At 39.1% G+C, this 17319-nt stretch carries 14 protein-coding genes and 1 riboswitch; of the genes, 5 read left to right on the forward strand and 9 right to left on the reverse strand.

All coding sequences use genetic code 11. From position 1 onward, the window contains the following. Positions 1-50 precede the first annotated feature (50 nt). On the forward strand, positions 51-560 hold the full coding sequence (locus tag QI031_RS15895) for a P-loop NTPase family protein (protein WP_281480633.1): 510 nt from the start codon (positions 51-53) through the stop codon (positions 558-560). On the opposite strand, the gene QI031_RS15900 is transcribed toward QI031_RS15895, so the two are convergent. From QI031_RS15900 to QI031_RS15915, 4 genes are read right to left on the reverse strand one after another with little or no spacing between them, the layout of a single operon-like run. Further along, complete coding sequence (locus QI031_RS15900) at positions 557-1384, reverse strand: energy-coupling factor ABC transporter ATP-binding protein (protein ID WP_281480634.1); 828 nt, start codon at positions 1382-1384, stop codon at positions 557-559. The genes QI031_RS15895 and QI031_RS15900 overlap by 4 nt on opposite strands. Then, positions 1359-2171: a cobalt ECF transporter T component CbiQ gene (cbiQ, locus tag QI031_RS15905; protein WP_281480635.1), complete on the reverse strand. Its 813-nt coding sequence runs from the start codon at positions 2169-2171 to the stop codon at positions 1359-1361. Before cbiQ ends, QI031_RS15900 begins: the two co-directional genes overlap by 26 nt. After that, positions 2168-2470, reverse strand: a complete 303-nt coding sequence (locus QI031_RS15910) for an energy-coupling factor ABC transporter substrate-binding protein (RefSeq protein ID WP_281480636.1) — start codon at positions 2468-2470, stop codon at positions 2168-2170. The genes cbiQ and QI031_RS15910 overlap by 4 nt, the downstream gene beginning before the upstream one ends. Next, positions 2457-3236, reverse strand: a complete 780-nt coding sequence (locus tag QI031_RS15915) for an energy-coupling factor ABC transporter permease (protein WP_281480637.1) — start codon at positions 3234-3236, stop codon at positions 2457-2459. The genes QI031_RS15910 and QI031_RS15915 overlap by 14 nt, the downstream gene beginning before the upstream one ends. A gap of 26 nt (positions 3237-3262) precedes the next feature. After that, positions 3263-3403, reverse strand: a riboswitch (cobalamin riboswitch). Between the two features lie 517 nt (positions 3404-3920). Between QI031_RS15915 and QI031_RS15920 the strand changes: the two genes are divergently transcribed. From QI031_RS15920 to QI031_RS15930, 3 genes are read left to right on the forward strand one after another with little or no spacing between them, the layout of a single operon-like run. Continuing rightward, a complete protein-coding gene (locus tag QI031_RS15920; RefSeq protein ID WP_281480638.1) occupies positions 3921-4382 on the forward strand; it encodes a DM13 domain-containing protein in 462 nt (153 codons plus the stop codon). A 31-nt stretch (positions 4383-4413) separates the two neighbouring features. Continuing rightward, positions 4414-5133, forward strand: coding sequence for a DUF4079 domain-containing protein (locus QI031_RS15925; RefSeq protein WP_281480639.1), 720 nt, complete (start codon positions 4414-4416; stop codon positions 5131-5133). Next, complete coding sequence (locus tag QI031_RS15930; protein ID WP_281480640.1) at positions 5130-6590, forward strand: sensor histidine kinase; 1461 nt, start codon at positions 5130-5132, stop codon at positions 6588-6590. The genes QI031_RS15925 and QI031_RS15930 overlap by 4 nt, the downstream gene beginning before the upstream one ends. On the opposite strand, the gene QI031_RS15935 is transcribed toward QI031_RS15930, so the two are convergent. The 3 genes from QI031_RS15935 to QI031_RS15945 form a co-directional block, all read right to left on the reverse strand. Then, positions 6591-7763 (reverse strand): hybrid sensor histidine kinase/response regulator, encoded by a 1173-nt coding sequence (locus QI031_RS15935; RefSeq protein ID WP_281480641.1) that lies wholly within the window; start codon positions 7761-7763, stop codon positions 6591-6593. It abuts the gene before it with no gap. Between the two features lie 108 nt (positions 7764-7871). After that, complete coding sequence (locus QI031_RS15940) at positions 7872-8318, reverse strand: response regulator (RefSeq protein ID WP_281480642.1); 447 nt, start codon at positions 8316-8318, stop codon at positions 7872-7874. Between the two features lie 53 nt (positions 8319-8371). After that, positions 8372-10561, reverse strand: coding sequence for a PAS domain S-box protein (locus tag QI031_RS15945; RefSeq protein WP_281480643.1), 2190 nt, complete (start codon positions 10559-10561; stop codon positions 8372-8374). On the opposite strand from QI031_RS15945, the gene QI031_RS15950 reads away from it, so the two are divergent. After that, positions 10560-10721 carry a hypothetical protein gene (locus tag QI031_RS15950; RefSeq protein WP_281480644.1) on the forward strand — a complete coding sequence of 54 codons (162 nt, stop codon included), beginning with the start codon at positions 10560-10562 and terminating at the stop codon, positions 10719-10721. The genes QI031_RS15945 and QI031_RS15950 overlap by 2 nt on opposite strands. A gap of 405 nt (positions 10722-11126) precedes the next feature. Here the strand turns inward: QI031_RS15950 and QI031_RS15955 are convergent, their stop codons facing one another. Next, positions 11127-11318: a hypothetical protein gene (locus QI031_RS15955; protein ID WP_281480645.1), complete on the reverse strand. Its 192-nt coding sequence runs from the start codon at positions 11316-11318 to the stop codon at positions 11127-11129. Between the two features lie 137 nt (positions 11319-11455). Continuing rightward, positions 11456-17257 carry an AAA family ATPase gene (locus tag QI031_RS15960; RefSeq protein ID WP_281480646.1) on the reverse strand — a complete coding sequence of 1934 codons (5802 nt, stop codon included), beginning with the start codon at positions 17255-17257 and terminating at the stop codon, positions 11456-11458. Between the last annotated feature and the right edge of the window lie 62 nt (positions 17258-17319).

Raw genomic sequence — 17319 nt, forward strand, 5'->3', positions numbered from 1 at the left:
ACTTATTTCATAAGTCGGGGATTTGAGCTTCTTGACGTTAAATTACCACAATGCATCGGATTTTAATATTTGGTAATTCCGGTTCTGGAAAAAGCACTCTTGCAAATAAACTTGGTAAAGACTTAGAGATTCCAATTCTTGATCTCGATACTATCGTTTGGGAACCCAATCAAATTGCCATACGCCGTTCTCACGCCGATGCGGCTAAAGATTTACAAGACTTTATCGACAATAATATTTCTTGGATAATTGAAGGCTGTTACAGTACTTTAATTGAAATTGCGATCGCATTCTCAACTGAAATCTATTTTCTCAATCCCGGCATTAATAAGTGTCTTGAAAATAACCGCAATCGTCCTTGGGAACCACATAAATTTAAATCAGCTGAGGAACAGGCGCAAACATTCGAGTTTCTTCAAAATTGGATTCAACAATATGAAGAACGCGATGATGAATTTGGTTATTTATCCCATCGCTCAATATTTAATCAGTATAATGGTCAAAAATACGAAATAATTGACAACGAGATCCCCGACTTCTTTAAGAAGTCGGGGATCTAAATAATAGTTCTATTTAATATCTTATTTTGGACTCGTTGTTTAACTGATTCATCTTCAGAAGATAATCCATAATATAATATTTCATATATCAATGGTATTCCTAATTCTAACTCTAATAACAGGTCATGTTGCAAAAACACATCCTGGGGTTGACCTTCTAGTACTAATCGTCCTTCGTGCATCACAAAAACCCAATCTGCCCACCGATAGACTAAATCTAAATCATGGGTTGCCATTACTAAAGTAGTTCCATTTTGATGAATTTTTTTTAGAGTTGCTATCAAATTACGAGTATGTTTTACGTCTAAATAAGCGGTAGGTTCATCCAACACCAATAGTTCTGGTTGTAACACCATCACATCTGCTATAGAAACTCGCTTTTTTTGTCCTAAACTCAAATGATGCACTGGTCTTTCGGCTAAAGTAGTCAACCCAAATTCAACTAATGCTTGCTCTACTCGGTCTTTAATTTCGGATACTGGTAAACCCAAATTACATAAACCGTAAGATATATCTTCTTCAACAGTAGAAGCTACTAATTGTTGTTCTGGGTCTTGAAATACCAAACCAACTTTTTGCCGTAATTGACTAAGATAATTCCGGTTATAATTTAACGGTTCACCACGCCAACGGACAATGCCAGAATTAGGTTTGTATAGACCATTAGCTAATAATAATAGTGTCGTTTTACCACAACCATTTTGACCAATTAGCGCACATCTTTTACCTAACGGAATCTTTAATGTTAGATTATTCAAAGCCAATTGTTGTGCGCCTGAATAGGTGTAATATACCTGCTCAAATTCGAGTAAATATTCCTGCATTCCGCCAAAAATCCAATCCTATTAATACTACACAGCCGAAAATAGCTTCGATGATATATCGTAATTGAGGACGATAGCGACGAGGATGCCAAACTCGAAATTCACTGACAAAACCCCGTGCTTCCAGTCCCAGAGAAAACTGACTATATCGTTGTAAGGTTCGCTGTAATAGTTGCCCGATTAGTAATGCTAAACTTTTCATACCAATAGCAACAGTGCGGTAGCCACCACGAGAATTTTGTGCTGTCCACAATTCACTGGCTGTATTCAGCAGAATGAAAATAAACCGATACATTAGTAATAACAAATCAGTTAAAAGCACTGGAAATCGTAAGTAACGCAAAGTTTGTAATAGCTCTGTGAAAGGGACAGTTAACATGAGAAAATATAAGCAAGAAACAGAGGCTAATGCTCTAGTTAAAATTTCCAATGCTTGGATACTGCCACTATGACTAATATAAATATAGAAGTGTCCGAGAGTTAGTCCATACCAAGAATCTAATTTTACGCTTTGTAAATCAGGAATCGCAACTCCATTTACTATCAGGGCTGGTAAACTTGTCAAACAAAAAACTATCGTGAACATTAACAATCGAAAATAAACACCAGCCGGGATTCTGGCATAAATCACCGTCCAAGCACTCATCCAAAGCGCCATCAAAATTTGCACAAATGGATGGGTAACAAGGGAAATAGCAAGGGTAGTAAATGCAAAAATCAGTTTATGTTCTGGTGGTAATCTTCGCAGTCGATTAGTATAAGCTAAAGTGTCTAATTGCAGACTCATTCTTCATGTTTTTGTTGTTGGGAACGTCCTTTATACAACCCAATTGCATAACCAACTACTCCTGCACCCAAAGCTGCTTGCGAAGCAAATAATAAGCTTGCTATTTCCCCACTAGCTGGTTCAAAAAATGATTTAAACCAGGGTTTATATCCAGGTTGGATTTCAGCAATTGCTTCTTGTGCTTTGCTATCAGCACCGCCAAATTCCGCACCCCGCACAAATATTAACGGTGCAACTGCTAAAGCTAAGACAGCTACTACCAACAGCCAGTTACTCAACCCTTTTTTAGACTGATTCATTTCTTTGAGGTTCCCGTTTGATTAATTTCAGCAATTCTAACTCTTGAGGATTATAAGATTGCAGCCAGTTCCACACTAATACAGTTAGTAATCCTTCACTAATTGCTAAGGGAACTTGAGTTATGGCAAAAATTCCGGCAAACTTGATAAATGAAGCGAAAAACCCACCAACAGGTGCAGGAAAAGCTAAGGCGAGTTGGATAGAAGTGATAATATAGGTAAGTAAATCTGCGATCGCAGCTGCTAGAAATATCGCGATTTTTTCTTTACCACCCAACTTGATTGTTAAATTATATATCCAGTAAGCTGCAAATGGCCCAGCGATCGCCATCGAAAAAGCATTTGCCCCCAACGTCGTCAAGCCGCCATGCGCTAGTAATAAAGCTTGAAACAACAATACTAAGCTACCCAAAACCGACATAGTAAGGGGGCCAAACAGCACCGCACCTAACCCCGTTCCTGTAGGATGAGAACAACTGCCTGTAACAGAAGGGATTTTCAAGGCTGACAGTACGAAAGTGAAAGCACCAGCCAAGCCCAGGAGTAGTTTGAGTTGCGGGTTCGCTTGGGTAATGCGAGTCAGGCTACGCAATCCTAATATAAAAAATGGTAATGCCACAATCCACCAAAAAATTGCCCACTGCACTGGTAAAAAACCTTCCATAATGTGCATGGCATAAGCGGGTTTGGGTAAACCAACTACCAAGTAAAAACTGATAACTCCCATCAGGGTTAGACTGACTAACGCCTGTGTTTTTCTTTTCATAATCTGTACCTCGCAGATTTATGTAAATGAATTGATTATAGTCGGCGGGCATCCTGACTCACCTATATTTGGGTTCACAGTTGCGGGACAGCGCCGGATTTACACCGGACTTTCCCCCTTGCGTCCGATGGCTGTTCCCCACCAGAACCGATTGGAGTCACTATAACACCATTACTAATAAACTTGGTAAAGACTTGGGGATTCCTCTCATCGCTCAATAGACATCTTGGAAAACTATATAAGACTAGTGGTCTGTCAACCCAAAAATAACAGGTGGAGGCAGGCAGGGGAAGCAGGGGAAGCAGAGGAAGTAGGGGGAGAAAAGAACTGGGCTTTTTCACATTAATCCAGCAAAATTATCTTGACAGAGTACTAGTATTTAATTTGTGAAAATTGAGAGCCTCAGATCCCCGACTTCTTTGAGAAGTCGGGGATCTTGTTGTTCGTGAATGATTTAGGACTGTTATAGAGGTAATTATTACGTAAATGCCAAAATTGAAAATTGATTTACTAATTAAGCAAGCATAATTACTTACATTAATATAATGCTAACCTCTTGAATGTTTAAGAATTACCTGAAAATAACGCAACTAAATTTTTAGCAGATTCTCAGCTTAAACTAATTTTGTTAATAGTAGAAAGCTTTAAATTATTTTTAAAGATGCATTTGAGAATATTAAAGCCATGAAATTTAAGCATTTAGCCATTCTAGCGATCGCTACTGTTTTTACTATAAATCTGACAAAACAAGCAAGTTCTAATCCGCCAGCAACTCAAACGCCTGTAGCTAGTCTATTTGCAGCATCAATGTCAATGGCTGAGTCTGGAAAGTTCCAGTCTGGAGAACACCCTACCCAAGGAACAGTTAAAGTGATCGCTGAACAAGGAAAACGCTATTTAGAGTTTGATCAGAGTTTTCAAACAGATTCAGGCCCTGATTTATTTGTTATTTTATATCGCTCAGATGCACCGCCAATAACTGGGATTAAAGAAAAAGATTATGTCAGCATTGCTCGTTTAAAAAGTATCAAGGGTACTCAACGTTATGCCTTACCTGATAATCTGAAGTTAGCAGAATTTAAATCTGTAGCGATCTGGTGTCGCCAATTTAATGCTACTTTTGGCTATGCTTCTTTGAAAGGATGAAATTTATTTATTATTTAGTCAAAGGTTTGATATGGAAATAGCAGATTTTTTGGGGCTTTTACATCCAGCGATCGCAGTTATTTTTGTCTTTCCATTAATTGGTAATGTAGTCAATTTTGCTTGGCAAACACGTCAACGTCGTTTGCAAAATTTAGCTGGAGGTAAAAGTAAAATTCCTCCAGTAGTTGGCAAAGAACACAAACAATTAGGTGAATGGCTTACAGGTGCAATTGTCGGATTAGTCTTACTTGGATTAGCTTACCCAATTGGTAAAAATATTTTGCACAATCAATTGTGGAATCAAGCTACTTTTCAAGTTGCATTTATTCTGCTGATGTTTATTTTAACCATTGCTGCATTAGTGTTACTTTATCGAGCAAAAAAACGAGTATGGCGGGCAGTTTTTGCAACTTTAACTGGTGCTGGTTTAATAATTATCGGTTGTCAAGATGGAGTATTTCGTCGTACAAATGAATGGTACTGGTCACACTATTATATTGGGATAACCGCAGCTTTGTTGATGATTTTTTCTTTAGCGATTGTACAAGATATTTATCAAGATAGATCTAATCGCTGGCGAACTGTGCATACAATTTTGAACTGTATTGCTTTATTATTATTTATCGGGCAAGGAATGACAGGAACGCGAGACTTACTAGAAATTCCCCTGAGTTGGCAAGAACAATACATTTATAAATGTGATTTTGTCAATAAAACTTGTCCGACAATCAACCCCCAAGCGCCAAAGTGAATCAAATCAGCAAAATTTGGTCTAAAATTGACCCTTTTTCATTACGAGTACGCTTAACAGTCGGTGTTGCTGGGGTTTCAGCTTTGGGGTTAGGTAGCCTCGCTATTTGGACAAGCTGGAAAATGCAGCAAATTTTAATTAACGATCATAAACTGAATGTTGAACAAATTGCCGAACGTTTACCCCGCGATGTGCAACTGTATAGCGAAATCATGCCACCATCAACTGGGTTACAAAAAGCAATTAATAATTTAACAACTACCAATACATATTTATGGATCAAAAGTTCCGATCATCAAATTATCGCACAATCTCCAAACTGGAATCAGTTATCTCAGACAACAAGCACTAAGTTAATGTCTTTAACTGAGATGTCGGTTAAACCCCAAGTAGCAAAAGTTAACCAACGTTATTTTGTGTTATGTAGTAGTGCATTACCAATACAAGATCAGACATTAGGAAAATTGTTTGTAGTTCAAGATGTTACCAGTGAACAAACAATTTTTTTAGTCATAGTGCGGTATTTGGGAATTGGCAGTATTTTAGCAATTATCACAATTTCTGTAGCGATCGCATTTTATATTAAACGTTCTTTGCAACCTCTGCGTCAGTTAAGTCAAATGACACAAGTCATTTCCTTAGCCGATTTAGGACAAGCGCAAATTTATTTAGATAATGCACCTAGCGAAGTTAAAGAACTAGCTAAAACCTTCAATATGATGTTATCTCGCCTGTCCCAATCTTGGGAACAAGAGCGACAATTTGTGAGTAATGTTTCTCACGAACTACGTACACCATTAACTATAGTACATGGTTACTTGCAAAGTGTATTACGTCGGCAAAAAAACTTAACCCCAGCCCAACAAGAAGCTTTAGAAACTGCGGCTTTGGAAGCGGAACGCACCATCCGGCTATTACAGCATTTACTAGATTTAGCACGAGCAGATAGTGGTCATTTACATCTGCGGATGGAACCTTGTGTGTTGAATGACTTAGTTGCAGAAGTTGTCAACATGGCAGAAAAATATAGCGATCGCACAATCAAAATTGAGTCTACTACAAAATCAATAGAGGTAAGAACAGACTACAATCGTCTGAAACAAGTATTATTAAATTTAATTGATAATGCTGTTAAGTATTCCGAAGCTGATACACCCGTAATTGTCAAATTAAATCAGCAAGGAGAAGAGGCAATCATTGAAGTTTGCGATCAAGGTTGTGGTATACCTTTACAAGAACAATCGCGGATTTTTGAACGATTTTATCGTATTGATGAAGCTCGCGATCGCTCTACCGGGGGTTATGGATTAGGATTGTCGATTGTTAAAACATTTGTAGAGGGTATGGGTGGTACTGTGACGGTGCGTAGCCGTACAACAACTTATCATCAGACATCGCGCTTAAATAAAGGAAGCGTATTTACAATCACTTTGCCAGCCTGCTCATTACTAGAATAATTAAACAAATTGCAATGGTAATGTCACTGTCACCGTTGTACCAATATTTTGCTGACTTTCTATTTGAATCTCACCCCCATGTAAATCCACACACCTTTTAACAATCGCCAGTCCTAAACCTGTACCTTGAATCCGACCTACATTACTGGCGCGATAGAAACTTTGAAATAGATTAGATTGGTCTTTTTGGGGAATGCCTACTCCTTGGTCTTGAACCTGGAAAGTTGCAATACCATTATTGCAGTTTAAATCAAATTTAATATAACTTGGTTGAGGAGAATACTTAATCGCATTAGAAAGTAAATTGGTTAAGATACAAGTTAGTAAGTCTTCATCCATTTGGACGTGGTTACATTCACCTTGAACAGTAAAACTAATGGTGTGATGACTACCCGTCCTCATTTGAAAAATGTCGGCAATTTCGCTACAGAAGTTTTCTAAATGCAAAGGTGCAGGGTTATATTCTAATTTGGCAGCTTCAGTTTTACTCAAAAACAATATCTCATCTAAAAGCTGAAGCATTTGCTTAATAGCATTTTGAACCCGCTCAAAATATTTCGTTCGTTGTTCTGGGGTTAATTCTGCATTATTATATTCGAGAATTTCTAAAGCCGTGCGAATTGTGGTCATTGGGTTACGAAATTCATGAGAAACCATAGCCACAAAATTTGACTTGAGTTCGTTGAGTTCTTGTTCTTTCGCTAATGCATGACGGCTACGTTCTTCAGTCTCCCGTAGCTTGTTGAGAATATCTCCCCGTTCAATGGCATAACGTGCAGCCCGCACTAACAGTTGCATAGTAATTTGATCTTTAACAAGATAGTCTTGTGCGCCTTCTGCCAAGGCTTGCAGTGCCAACTGTTGATCATCAAGCCCTGTTAAGACTACGACTGGAATGTCTGGTATTTCTGCCTGATATTCTTTCAACGTGTCTAGTCCTGTAGAGTCTGGCAGGCTAAGATCTAACAAGACTACATCAAATCTGCGTTGCTTGACATTTTGAGTTTGAGAATCATCAGGTATAAATATAGGGTTTTCTAAACTAATATTAATCGCCTCAGATAGTCGCTCAACATGTGTCATCTGCCATTCTTCTTGATCTGCACGCATAAATATTTGATGTAGCAGTCTGGCATCAGTAGGGCTATCTTCTACCAGTAGAATGTGAATCATGATTTTTTCTATCAGATACGGTTATTTAAGTTTGCTTAACTCTCACTTGATTTCTATTTGTTAGAAAGTACTTCATCTGCTGATTTACAAGCGAAATTGTTAAACCTATTAATCTGGTGGAAGGGCTACTGCTGCTAACCAAAAATCTTTAATTAAATGCACAACTTGAATGAACTGATAAACATCTAGGGGTTTTGTGACATAGCAATTAGCACTAAGATTATAAGAACGGAGGATGTCCTGTTCATCAGTTGAAGTTGTAAGTACGACAACAGGAATACATTTGAGATTTGGATTTGATTTGATTTCTGTTAAGACTTCGCGCCCATCCATTCCTGGCAAATTTAAATCGAGCAAAATTAAGTCTGGACGAGGTGCATCAGCAAACTCTCCTTGCTGTTGTAGGTAATTTATCGCAGTTTCACCATCTTCAACCCAGTGCAAATTGTTAGCGATTTTGGCATTGAGAAAGCCTTTGATGGTGAGGTTCGCATCGCTAGGCGAATCTTCAATTAAAAGAATTTCAATATGTCGGAATGACTGATTATTAACCATGCAGTTACTAAGCATTTATTAGATTGATATAAAACTCACAACTATAAGGTAACTTATTTTGCATTCAAAGTTAAATAAAATATTGTCTCTATACCTAGCTCAGACTCAGCCCAGATTCGACCTCCGTGACGCTCAACGATTTTTTTGCAGATAGCTAGACCAATACCTGTACCAGTAAATTCTCTACGAGTATGTAGCCGTCGGAAAACCTCAAATATACGGTCAAGATACTGAGACTTGATACCGATGCCATTATCTTGTACCCAGATTAGCCATTCTGGAGAGTGAGGAGTGGGGAGTTCTTCTGTTGCTTCTACATCTTTTTGCACTGCACCGATATGAATTTTTGGAGGTTGATCTTTTTGGCGAAACTTGATAGCATTACCGAGCAAATTTTGAAATAATTGCACCATTTGGGTTTTATCAGCAAGTAACTGTGGCAAAGGATCATGAGTGATGATGGCTTGACTTTCGGCGATCGCTACATGTAAATTACCCAGAGCTATATTGAGTGCAGCATTACAGTCAACACGAGTAAATTCCTGACCGCGAGTGGCCACGCGAGAAAAAGCCAGCAAGTCTTGAATCAAACGCTGCATCCGGGTTGCCCCATCCACGATATAACTTAGATATTCTTGGGCAGATTCGTCGAGGCGGTCTTGATATTCCTGTCCTAAGAGTTGACTATAACCTGTCACAGCTCGTAGTGGTTCTTGTAAATCATGGGAAGCTACATAAGCAAATTGCTCTAACTCTTGATTAGAGCGTTTAAGTTCTTCATTCAGCTTTTGTAATTCTGCTGTTCGTTGTTCTACTTTGGTTTCTAAATCTTCGTTTGCTTGTTGCAATAAGGCTTCAGCAAGTTTGCGTTCGGTGATATCAGTATTAGCACCTACCCACTCTTGAATTTCATCATTGTCATCCAAGACGGGAACTGCACGCGCGGCAAAAAATCGATAACTACCATCAGCAACTCGTACACGATGCTCAGTTCTGTAAACACTTTTTGTTGTCAGCGCCTGATTCCATAATAGCTCTGTCAATTTTCGATCTTCGGGATGAATTGCATTAAGTCGTCCTCTCCCCTTGACTTCTGCCTCACTTTGCCCTGTTAAATTTCTCCAAGAGGGAATATCTTCTACTACATTGCCATTAATATCAGTTATCCAGATAGCTTGAGAAGTGGCAATCACCAATGAGCGATAACGTCTTTCATTTCTTTCTAAGGCTATTTCTGCTAGTTTGCGTCGAGTAATGTCTTGAAAGAAAATTGATAGTCCTTCTGAAGACGGGTAAATACGATTTTCAAACCAACGATCCCAAGGTGGATAATATTCTTCTATCTCAATTACTCGCTGTTCTGCCATAGCTTGGTAGTAGGCGTGATAAAACTTTTGTCCAACACCTTCCGGTAACTCTTCCCAAATGTTTTTGCCAATTAAATCTTCTGGGTGGCGATTGAAAATTTTGCCTGCTCTTTGATTGATATAGGTGTAGCACCAGTTGCAATCAAGACTAACAAAAGCATCTGTCACCGTCTCTAAAATATCTGCCAGTTTAGCTTTTGCGGCTTGCTGCTCTAAAAGAATAGCTTCTTGCGATAAAGCCTTGTTAATGCGAATTTGCTTTTGCAGGAGTAAGTAAACCACAATTAGCAGGACAATACTTAAACCATATCCCAGACTCACCACAACAATGATTTGATAAAAAATAGCATCTGTTATTGCTGTCTGTTGTTTTAATAAGGTTTTTTCCTCATTTTCCATTGCTCTGTTGACAGACCGAAGTTTTATACGTACTTTTATCAACTGCTCGGTAATAGCCATTTGACTTGTCTGGTCTAAGTTTCTCTGTGCCAACAAGTTTATTGACTGTTCAAGTAAAGTAAATCTTTGGACAATTAGGGGTTCAATTGTATCAAGCCGCTTTATTTGACCAGTATTATTACTGATTAGGTGTCGTACTGACTTGAGCGTCTGATAGACTTTTTGCTTCTCCGTATTATAAGTTTCTCGATCAACTGCTTTTTGGGTGAGCATGTAACTACTTTTTGCACTTTCGGCATTACCAAGACCAATCCGTATACGAGCAAGAAGTTCTAAAACTTCATAAGTATGAATGACCCATTGCTTTTCTGCCCTCAGCCTTTGAATGCTCAGATAGGAGACTGTTCCCACGCCACACAGCAGCAGTAATGCCAAGCTAAAACCAGCTGCAACAAATTTTTCTAATAATCTGTTCATGAATACTCACGCAAGTATAACTAACAACCAAATCAGTGTTAGCTATTACGACAAGCTACTACTGACTCCTGAAGAAAATGATACAGTCGAAGCGTTCACAGGCGATCGTAAAATCATGTTAATAGCTAAATGCTTTTTTAATCGACATATAGCTAAGTAGTTAAAAAAGGGGGCAAAAACCTCTCAAAGTCCTCCTTTTTAAGGAGGATTTAGGAGGATCTACAACGATTTTGGTTTTGTACAGTGATGTGTGTACACGGTAGGCTTCTTTTGTGAGGGTGAAGCTTGGTATCGCAGTTTGTCTTAATTAAAAAAGCCTAATTATTTAACTTTCCTAAATCTTGTTCAAGAAAGTTTTGTTATAGCAGAAGGCAGAAGGTAAAACTACTGCCATCAAGAGCATTCATGCTTTTCAAATGTCCTAACCTATGTGGCTACGGCTATACCAACAAAAAGAGTGGATAATTGTGTTTTAGAATCACAATTATCCACTCTAGTTTTATTGCATTGAGGTTATTAGAGAAAAGCCGATTAGAGGATTTCAACTTGGGACAGTTTAAATCAATTAGCGTGATTCAGTTCCCTGATTAGGGCTACCTGCTACAGTATCTTCTCCTGGTGCTTCTGGTGAGGCACTTTTTTTACCATCAGATTGAGCCGCAGTGCCAGTCTTGCGAATGTCTTCCTCAATTGGAGTTTGGTAACCACCTGAAGCAGCAGGTGTATCTTGATTCTTAGATTTGTTTTCTTCAGCCATGATGAACGCTCCTACCATTTAATATTGGCACTATCATAGAAAATCATGGGTATGAATTTATCTATCTAAAATCTGGTTATGGCTAATTGGCTCCTCTGTCGAAAGTATTGTTTATTGGCAGATGCTCCCGTGCTGTCTTACGCGCTACCAATGGGTAAACTGATGCAGAACTCTGTTCCTTGACCAAGCTCAGACCAGACATTTAGACTACCACTATGTTTTTCCACCACAATTTGACGGGCGATCGCCAATCCCAATCCCGTACCCTTACCTACTTCTTTGGTGGTAAACAAATGGTCAAAGATTTTGGCTTGCACATCGTCACTCATGCCTTTACCATTATCGCGAATACGAATATGTACTTGGTTGGATTCGATGCTAGTGCGAATAGTAATTTTTTGAGGATTGGCTTCTAATTCTTTAAAGGATTGAGTTTGTGCCATTTCATCAAACATATCAATGGCATTTGCCAAAATATTCATAAATACTTGGTTTAACTGTCCGGGGAAGCATTCAATTGTCGGTAAATCACCGTAGTCGTTTGTAACTTCAATTGCTGGACGATGCTCGTTAGCTTTGAGACGATATTTCAAAATCAACAAAGTACTATCGAGTCCTTCATGGAGATTGGCGCTAACTTTGTGGTCAGTATCAGCACGAGAGAAAGTACGCAAACTTGTACTAATGGACTTGATACGATTAGTAGCTCCTTTCATCGCATCAAGCAACTTGGGCAAGTCTGACGATAAAAATTCTAAGTCAATTTCTTCAGCACTTTCTTGTACCAAATCATTGGGGGGCTGCTGTTCTTGGTACATTTCCAAATGCTTCAACAAGTCTTGCACATATTCTTTGGCATTGTTGATGCTGCCATTGAGGAAGCCGATGGGGTTGTTGATTTCGTGAGCTACTCCAGCAACAAGATTTCCCAGAGATGCCATTTTTTCGCTTTGTACTACTTGCAATTGCGTATTTTGTAATTGTATTAATGCTTGTTCCAATTCTTGAGATTTTTGCCGCAAAGCATTTTCAGCCTGTTTGCGATCGCTAATATCTCGCACAATCGACAATGCGTGGATTTTCCCCTGATACATAAAAGGTACGGCTTTGACTTCCACATCAAAAATATGACCATCTTTACTAACATCTAGTGCCTGGGTATAAAATTCCTCACCTCGATTGAGAACTTCTATGAAATTTGCGAACTCGTGCAGGCAACTTTCGTGAATAAAATCCCCAGGCTGGACTGTTGACCATTCTTCCAAAGTGTAACCATGCATTTGACACATAGTCGGATTCACAGCAACAGCCTTTCCGGTTGTTAAATCAACTATACTTAGCCCATCATTAACATTTTCAAAAATACTGCGATATTCTGCTTCTTTTTGGGCAATTTCGTGGGATTTTCTCTGTTCTTGTTGATACAGTTGAGCATTTTTCAAAGAAATTGCTGCTTGGGTACAAAGGAAGTTTAATACTTCCACGCGTTCCCTAGTAAATGCACCAACGGTAAAGTGATTTTTAAGATATAAAATACCAATCAGCTGACCTTGATTGAGCAGTGGTAAACACAGCAAACTCTTGGGTTGGCGTTGTCTGAGGTAGTCATCAATCACGGGTAAATCTGTTTTCAGTTCGTTGATGACCACAATTTCTTGGGTATTTTTGACATACTGAATAAATTTCACTGGCAGATTGGGATTATTGGCAAGGGGTTCGGCACAAAGTTTTGTATCCTCTGGTGTGGCAATGGCTCGGACTTCCCATTCTCCTGTCTCGTCTGGCAGAATTAATGCACAGCGATCGCCTCCTGAATTTTGTAGAATAATCTGGGTGAGTTGATTTAACAGTCGATCGAGTTCAATGGTGCTGGATAGAGCTTGAGAAGCTTTGAGAATCGCCGCAAAATCGAGGGCTTGATTGATGGTGGTATTATTGGAGCTTTTGTGACTATTGGAACTAATAGACGCAGTTAATGGGGAGATTGTGATCACGGTGTTCAAGATACCAGATGATACCTCTGCTTGCTGCAAAATGGGACGGAGTAGTTTGGGGTAGCGCTGTTCTAAATCATGGATTTTGGCTTTAGCACCCCAGCGACTGTAACAGTAGTAGGCTTCCTGCATATAGCCACTCGCAACTTTTTCTTTCCCCCAATCGAGATAGAATTTTGCAGCAAGTTCATTGGCGAGAGCTTCTTCTTGGATATAGCCATTGGCTTTTGCTCCAGCAATGGCGCGATCAAAAAATTCTAAAGCCTCCACTCGTTTACCCAACCCATGTAAACGCACTGCTTCTACCAAGTAATATTTATGCTGATAATTCATTGGAGCAGCATTCACGTAAACCAAGAGATTTTTCTGGTTTGAATCAACTTTCGATAAAAGCTCTTCCTCAGATGAAGGCTGAAGATTGGAATATAATTTTAACCGGGTTAATGAATCGTAGTAGTAGTAAGCTGGTGCTGATGGCATACTAGTACCAGCTTTCAGATATTGAACTCCCCGATCTGCTATCTGAATCGCAGTCTCAAAACAACCGAATGAATAACTCAGTATTAATTTACTCAAGTAAAATAAATGCAGAGCTAACTCATCATTTTCTGTGAGTAGAATAGATAATTGTTTATTCTCAGTATCAATCGACCCCAGACAATCTGGATTATCACTCAACTCAATAAAATTATGAATAGATGAGCGAATAATATGTACCCAACTCAGGAAATGTTGACTCGTTGCAAATTTGGATTGGTAAACTTCAACCTCTTCTAATAAATCTGGTAAAGATTTTTCTCCACTCAAATATGAGTAGAATAATCTAAATGAAGTCGAAACAAGCGCGTGAACAGAATCGCCTGTTTCTATTGAAACTTGGTAGGATTTATTTAATAAAGAAATTGCATTTCGTATATTTTGTTGATTGGATTGATTAAATGCGGCAACTTTGAACAGAACCATGCTCAGAACAGAACTTTGATTAAATTTTTCCATTAACTGAAGTGCAAGTTGCCCAAAACGATAACCTACTTCGATTTGATTCAACACAGAGTTAACAATAATACCAAAATCTGCATATCCCGGTGCGGAGAAAGGCGAGTTACCGTATTGCAAGGATAGATTAACCTCTTCACAGGCAATAATTGGAAATAAGAGGGGATTAGCCTGATGAATCGAAGGAACTAAACTCGTCATGATTCGCCCTGCTGCCGTAGCAGTAGCATTCTGGGTGATGGGTAAATTAATTAAGTCTTCAAAAGTATAGTTTGATAGCTGAGTCAGGGTGTGTTGTACCTGTTGTTGAATATCTGAAAGTGTAATAGATTCTGGCAGTATAACTCCTAGCTTTTGCAGGATTTCTCGTCCAATTTTAATCGCTTGCATCTGCTGATTTTGTACTTGATAAGCTTGAAGTTTTATTTCATAAATTTTGACTTGTTCTAACAAGTTATTTGTGTTTTTTAAAACTATCTGAATTAAAGTATCCATCTGTTCAAAATTACAGCTAAGTAATGCTACTTCTGCTGCTAATTCGTATATATAACGTGTCAAATTATAGTTTTTATCCCAGCTATCTGTCGGGAGGAATTGTATTCCTGTGTTACAATAATCTAGGGCTGCATTATATGCAGTAGAGTCTTTAGCCTTGTAACCTGCTTGTAAATTTAATTGAGCATATTGATAACGTTGGTCTAATTCGGTAATCAGTGAAATACCACAATTTAACTGATGAACAATTTCAAATAAATGACTATCTTGAAAAGATGGATTACTGTTTTTTAATAGCAATTTTCCAATAGTGAGGTGTGTCACCTGTTTTTGGTCGTCAGGAATCAAAGAATAAGCAGCTTGTTGAATGCGATCGTGCAGAAACTTATAATTCAGCGTTTCATTCGGTTGGTTTTCCGTTGTTTGAGCTTCTCCTAAGTAGAATTTGTAAAGTTCGCTTTGCGGCAAAATCAAACCTTCCTGCAAAGCTTTCCATAGTGTTGTTGCTACCTCAGTTTGAAATTGCTCCGAGACAATTGCCAACGTTTCTAAATCAAACTGCGCTCCAACACAAGCTGCTAGTTTTAAAATCTCTTGGGTCGATTCTGGCAGCTTTTGTAACTGCAATGCCATAAATTCGACCACATCATCGGTCAATGCCGCATCCCGCACTTGCACAATATCACACTGCCAATGTCCGGCATTGCGGTCAAAAGTAATTAACTGCTCTTGATGTAATGCCTTGAGAAACTGGGTAGCAAAAAAAGGATTGCCTTGAGTTTTCTGTATTACCAGTTCTGTCAGTGGTTTCACTAATTCTGACTCAGCATGAAGAGTATCTGCAATCAGATGATTGAGACTGGTAAAATTCAGGGTTTGGAGGGTGATGGTGTGGATTGTTGCCCCGGCCTTTTCCATGCCATTGAGAGTCAACATCAATGGGTGGGCAGCAAAGACTTCATTATCCCGATATGCTCCCAACAGCAATAAACAGCCCGTTTTCACCTCAGACATTAACACCTGAATCAAATTCAGCGAAGCCGAATCTGCCCATTGCAAATCGTCGAGGAACATCACCAATGGATGTTCGGTGGTGGTAAATACCCGAATGAACCTTTGGAAGAGTAAATTAAACCGATTTTGGGCTGCGGTTCCCGATAATTCTGGTGCAGGGGGTTGATTGCCAATAATCCGCTTCAGTTCGGGAATCAGTTCAATAATGACTTGGGCATTCTCTCCCAGTGCTGCTAAAATTTGAGTTTTCCAGGTTTGCAGTTGGGTATCACTTTCACTAAGTAATTGCCCGATCAAATCCCGAAAGGCTTGTACAAAAGCTGAGAAGGGAATATTACGATTAAACTGGTCAAATTTTCCTTTGATGAAGTAACCCCGTTGCTTGAGGATGGGCTTATGTACTTCATTGATAACGGCTGTTTTTCCAATGCCAGAGAATCCAGCCACTAACATTAATTCTGAAGCACCTGTGGCAACCCGCTCAAAAGCATCTAGCAAAGCTTGTACTTCGGCTTCTCGTCCGTAGAGTTTTTCAGGGATAAGCAAGCGATCGCATAAGTCCCTCTGTCCCAATGCAAACTCAGTAATTGACCCTGTTTGTTTCCACTGGTTTAAACCAAATTGCAAATCATGCTTGATTCCTAAAGCACTTTGATAACGGTCTTCAGCATTTTTCGCCATCAATTTGGCAACAATTGCCCCCAGCATTTTCGGTACATCGGTATTTACTTGATCAACAGGTGTGGCAATCTTGGCGATATGACAATGAACCAATTCCAAGGGGTCGTCGGTAATGAAGGGTAAGCAATTTGTAAATAATTGATACAGGGTAACACCGAAGGCATAAAAATCACTGCGATAATCGATACCCCGATTCATTCGTCCTGTTTGTTCTGGTGCTAAATAAGCTAGGGTTCCCTCTAACACATTGGGGTTTTGGATTTCCTGGGTTTCTTTCGGCAATAGCGAAGCGATGCTAAAGTCAATCAGCTTAACTTGCTGGGATTCTGGATGAATCAGGATGTTAGCAGGTTTGATATCTTTGTGGATCACTCGACAAGAGTACAACTCATGGAGGATGTCAGCTAATTGAATGGCGATCGCTAATTTCTGTGTTAAGTCTAATTGCTGCTGGATATATTTTTCTAGGGATATCCCACCCCAATCTGCCATCACCAAAGCATAACCATTACCAAATTGCTCTAGGCTCAGGGGTGGGATAATACCAGCAATGGGTAGATTTTTGGCTATAGCATATTGATTGCGAAACTGTACTAATTCCCCAAATGTGGGGTACTCCCGTTGCAACACCTTAATTACCACGGGAAGTTGCTGTTTATCCTGTACTGCTCTATACACTGCTGTTCGAGAGCCTAAATAGATTTGCTCAGTAATGGTGTAACCAGATATTTCCGGGAATTGATGTGTTGTGGATGTCATGGGCTTGGAGATTGATAATTGCTTGGGGAATTGATTATTGTTATTAAGATGCCCATCAATCT

Source organism: Halotia branconii CENA392 (genome assembly GCF_029953635.1).
Taxonomy (GTDB): domain Bacteria; phylum Cyanobacteriota; class Cyanobacteriia; order Cyanobacteriales; family Nostocaceae; genus Halotia; species Halotia branconii.

What these genes read in the sequence shown, in the direction of transcription:
- QI031_RS15895 (WP_281480633.1), top strand. Translation starts at nt 51, where the DNA reads ATGCATCGGATTTTAATATTTGGTAATTCCGGTTCTGGAAAAAGCACT.
- QI031_RS15900 (WP_281480634.1), bottom strand. Translation starts at nt 1,384, where the DNA reads ATGCAGGAATATTTACTCGAATTTGAGCAGGTATATTACACCTATTCA.
- cbiQ (WP_281480635.1), bottom strand. Translation starts at nt 2,171, where the DNA reads ATGAGTCTGCAATTAGACACTTTAGCTTATACTAATCGACTGCGAAGA.
- QI031_RS15910 (WP_281480636.1), bottom strand. Translation starts at nt 2,470, where the DNA reads ATGAATCAGTCTAAAAAAGGGTTGAGTAACTGGCTGTTGGTAGTAGCT.
- QI031_RS15915 (WP_281480637.1), bottom strand. Translation starts at nt 3,236, where the DNA reads ATGAAAAGAAAAACACAGGCGTTAGTCAGTCTAACCCTGATGGGAGTT.
- QI031_RS15920 (WP_281480638.1), top strand. Translation starts at nt 3,921, where the DNA reads ATGAAATTTAAGCATTTAGCCATTCTAGCGATCGCTACTGTTTTTACT.
- QI031_RS15925 (WP_281480639.1), top strand. Translation starts at nt 4,414, where the DNA reads ATGGAAATAGCAGATTTTTTGGGGCTTTTACATCCAGCGATCGCAGTT.
- QI031_RS15935 (WP_281480641.1), bottom strand. Translation starts at nt 7,763, where the DNA reads ATGATTCACATTCTACTGGTAGAAGATAGCCCTACTGATGCCAGACTG.
- QI031_RS15940 (WP_281480642.1), bottom strand. Translation starts at nt 8,318, where the DNA reads ATGGTTAATAATCAGTCATTCCGACATATTGAAATTCTTTTAATTGAA.
- QI031_RS15950 (WP_281480644.1), top strand. Translation starts at nt 10,560, where the DNA reads ATGAATACTCACGCAAGTATAACTAACAACCAAATCAGTGTTAGCTAT.
- QI031_RS15945 (WP_281480643.1), bottom strand. Translation starts at nt 10,561, where the DNA reads ATGAACAGATTATTAGAAAAATTTGTTGCAGCTGGTTTTAGCTTGGCA.
- QI031_RS15955 (WP_281480645.1), bottom strand. Translation starts at nt 11,318, where the DNA reads ATGGCTGAAGAAAACAAATCTAAGAATCAAGATACACCTGCTGCTTCA.
- QI031_RS15960 (WP_281480646.1), bottom strand. Translation starts at nt 17,257, where the DNA reads ATGACATCCACAACACATCAATTCCCGGAAATATCTGGTTACACCATT.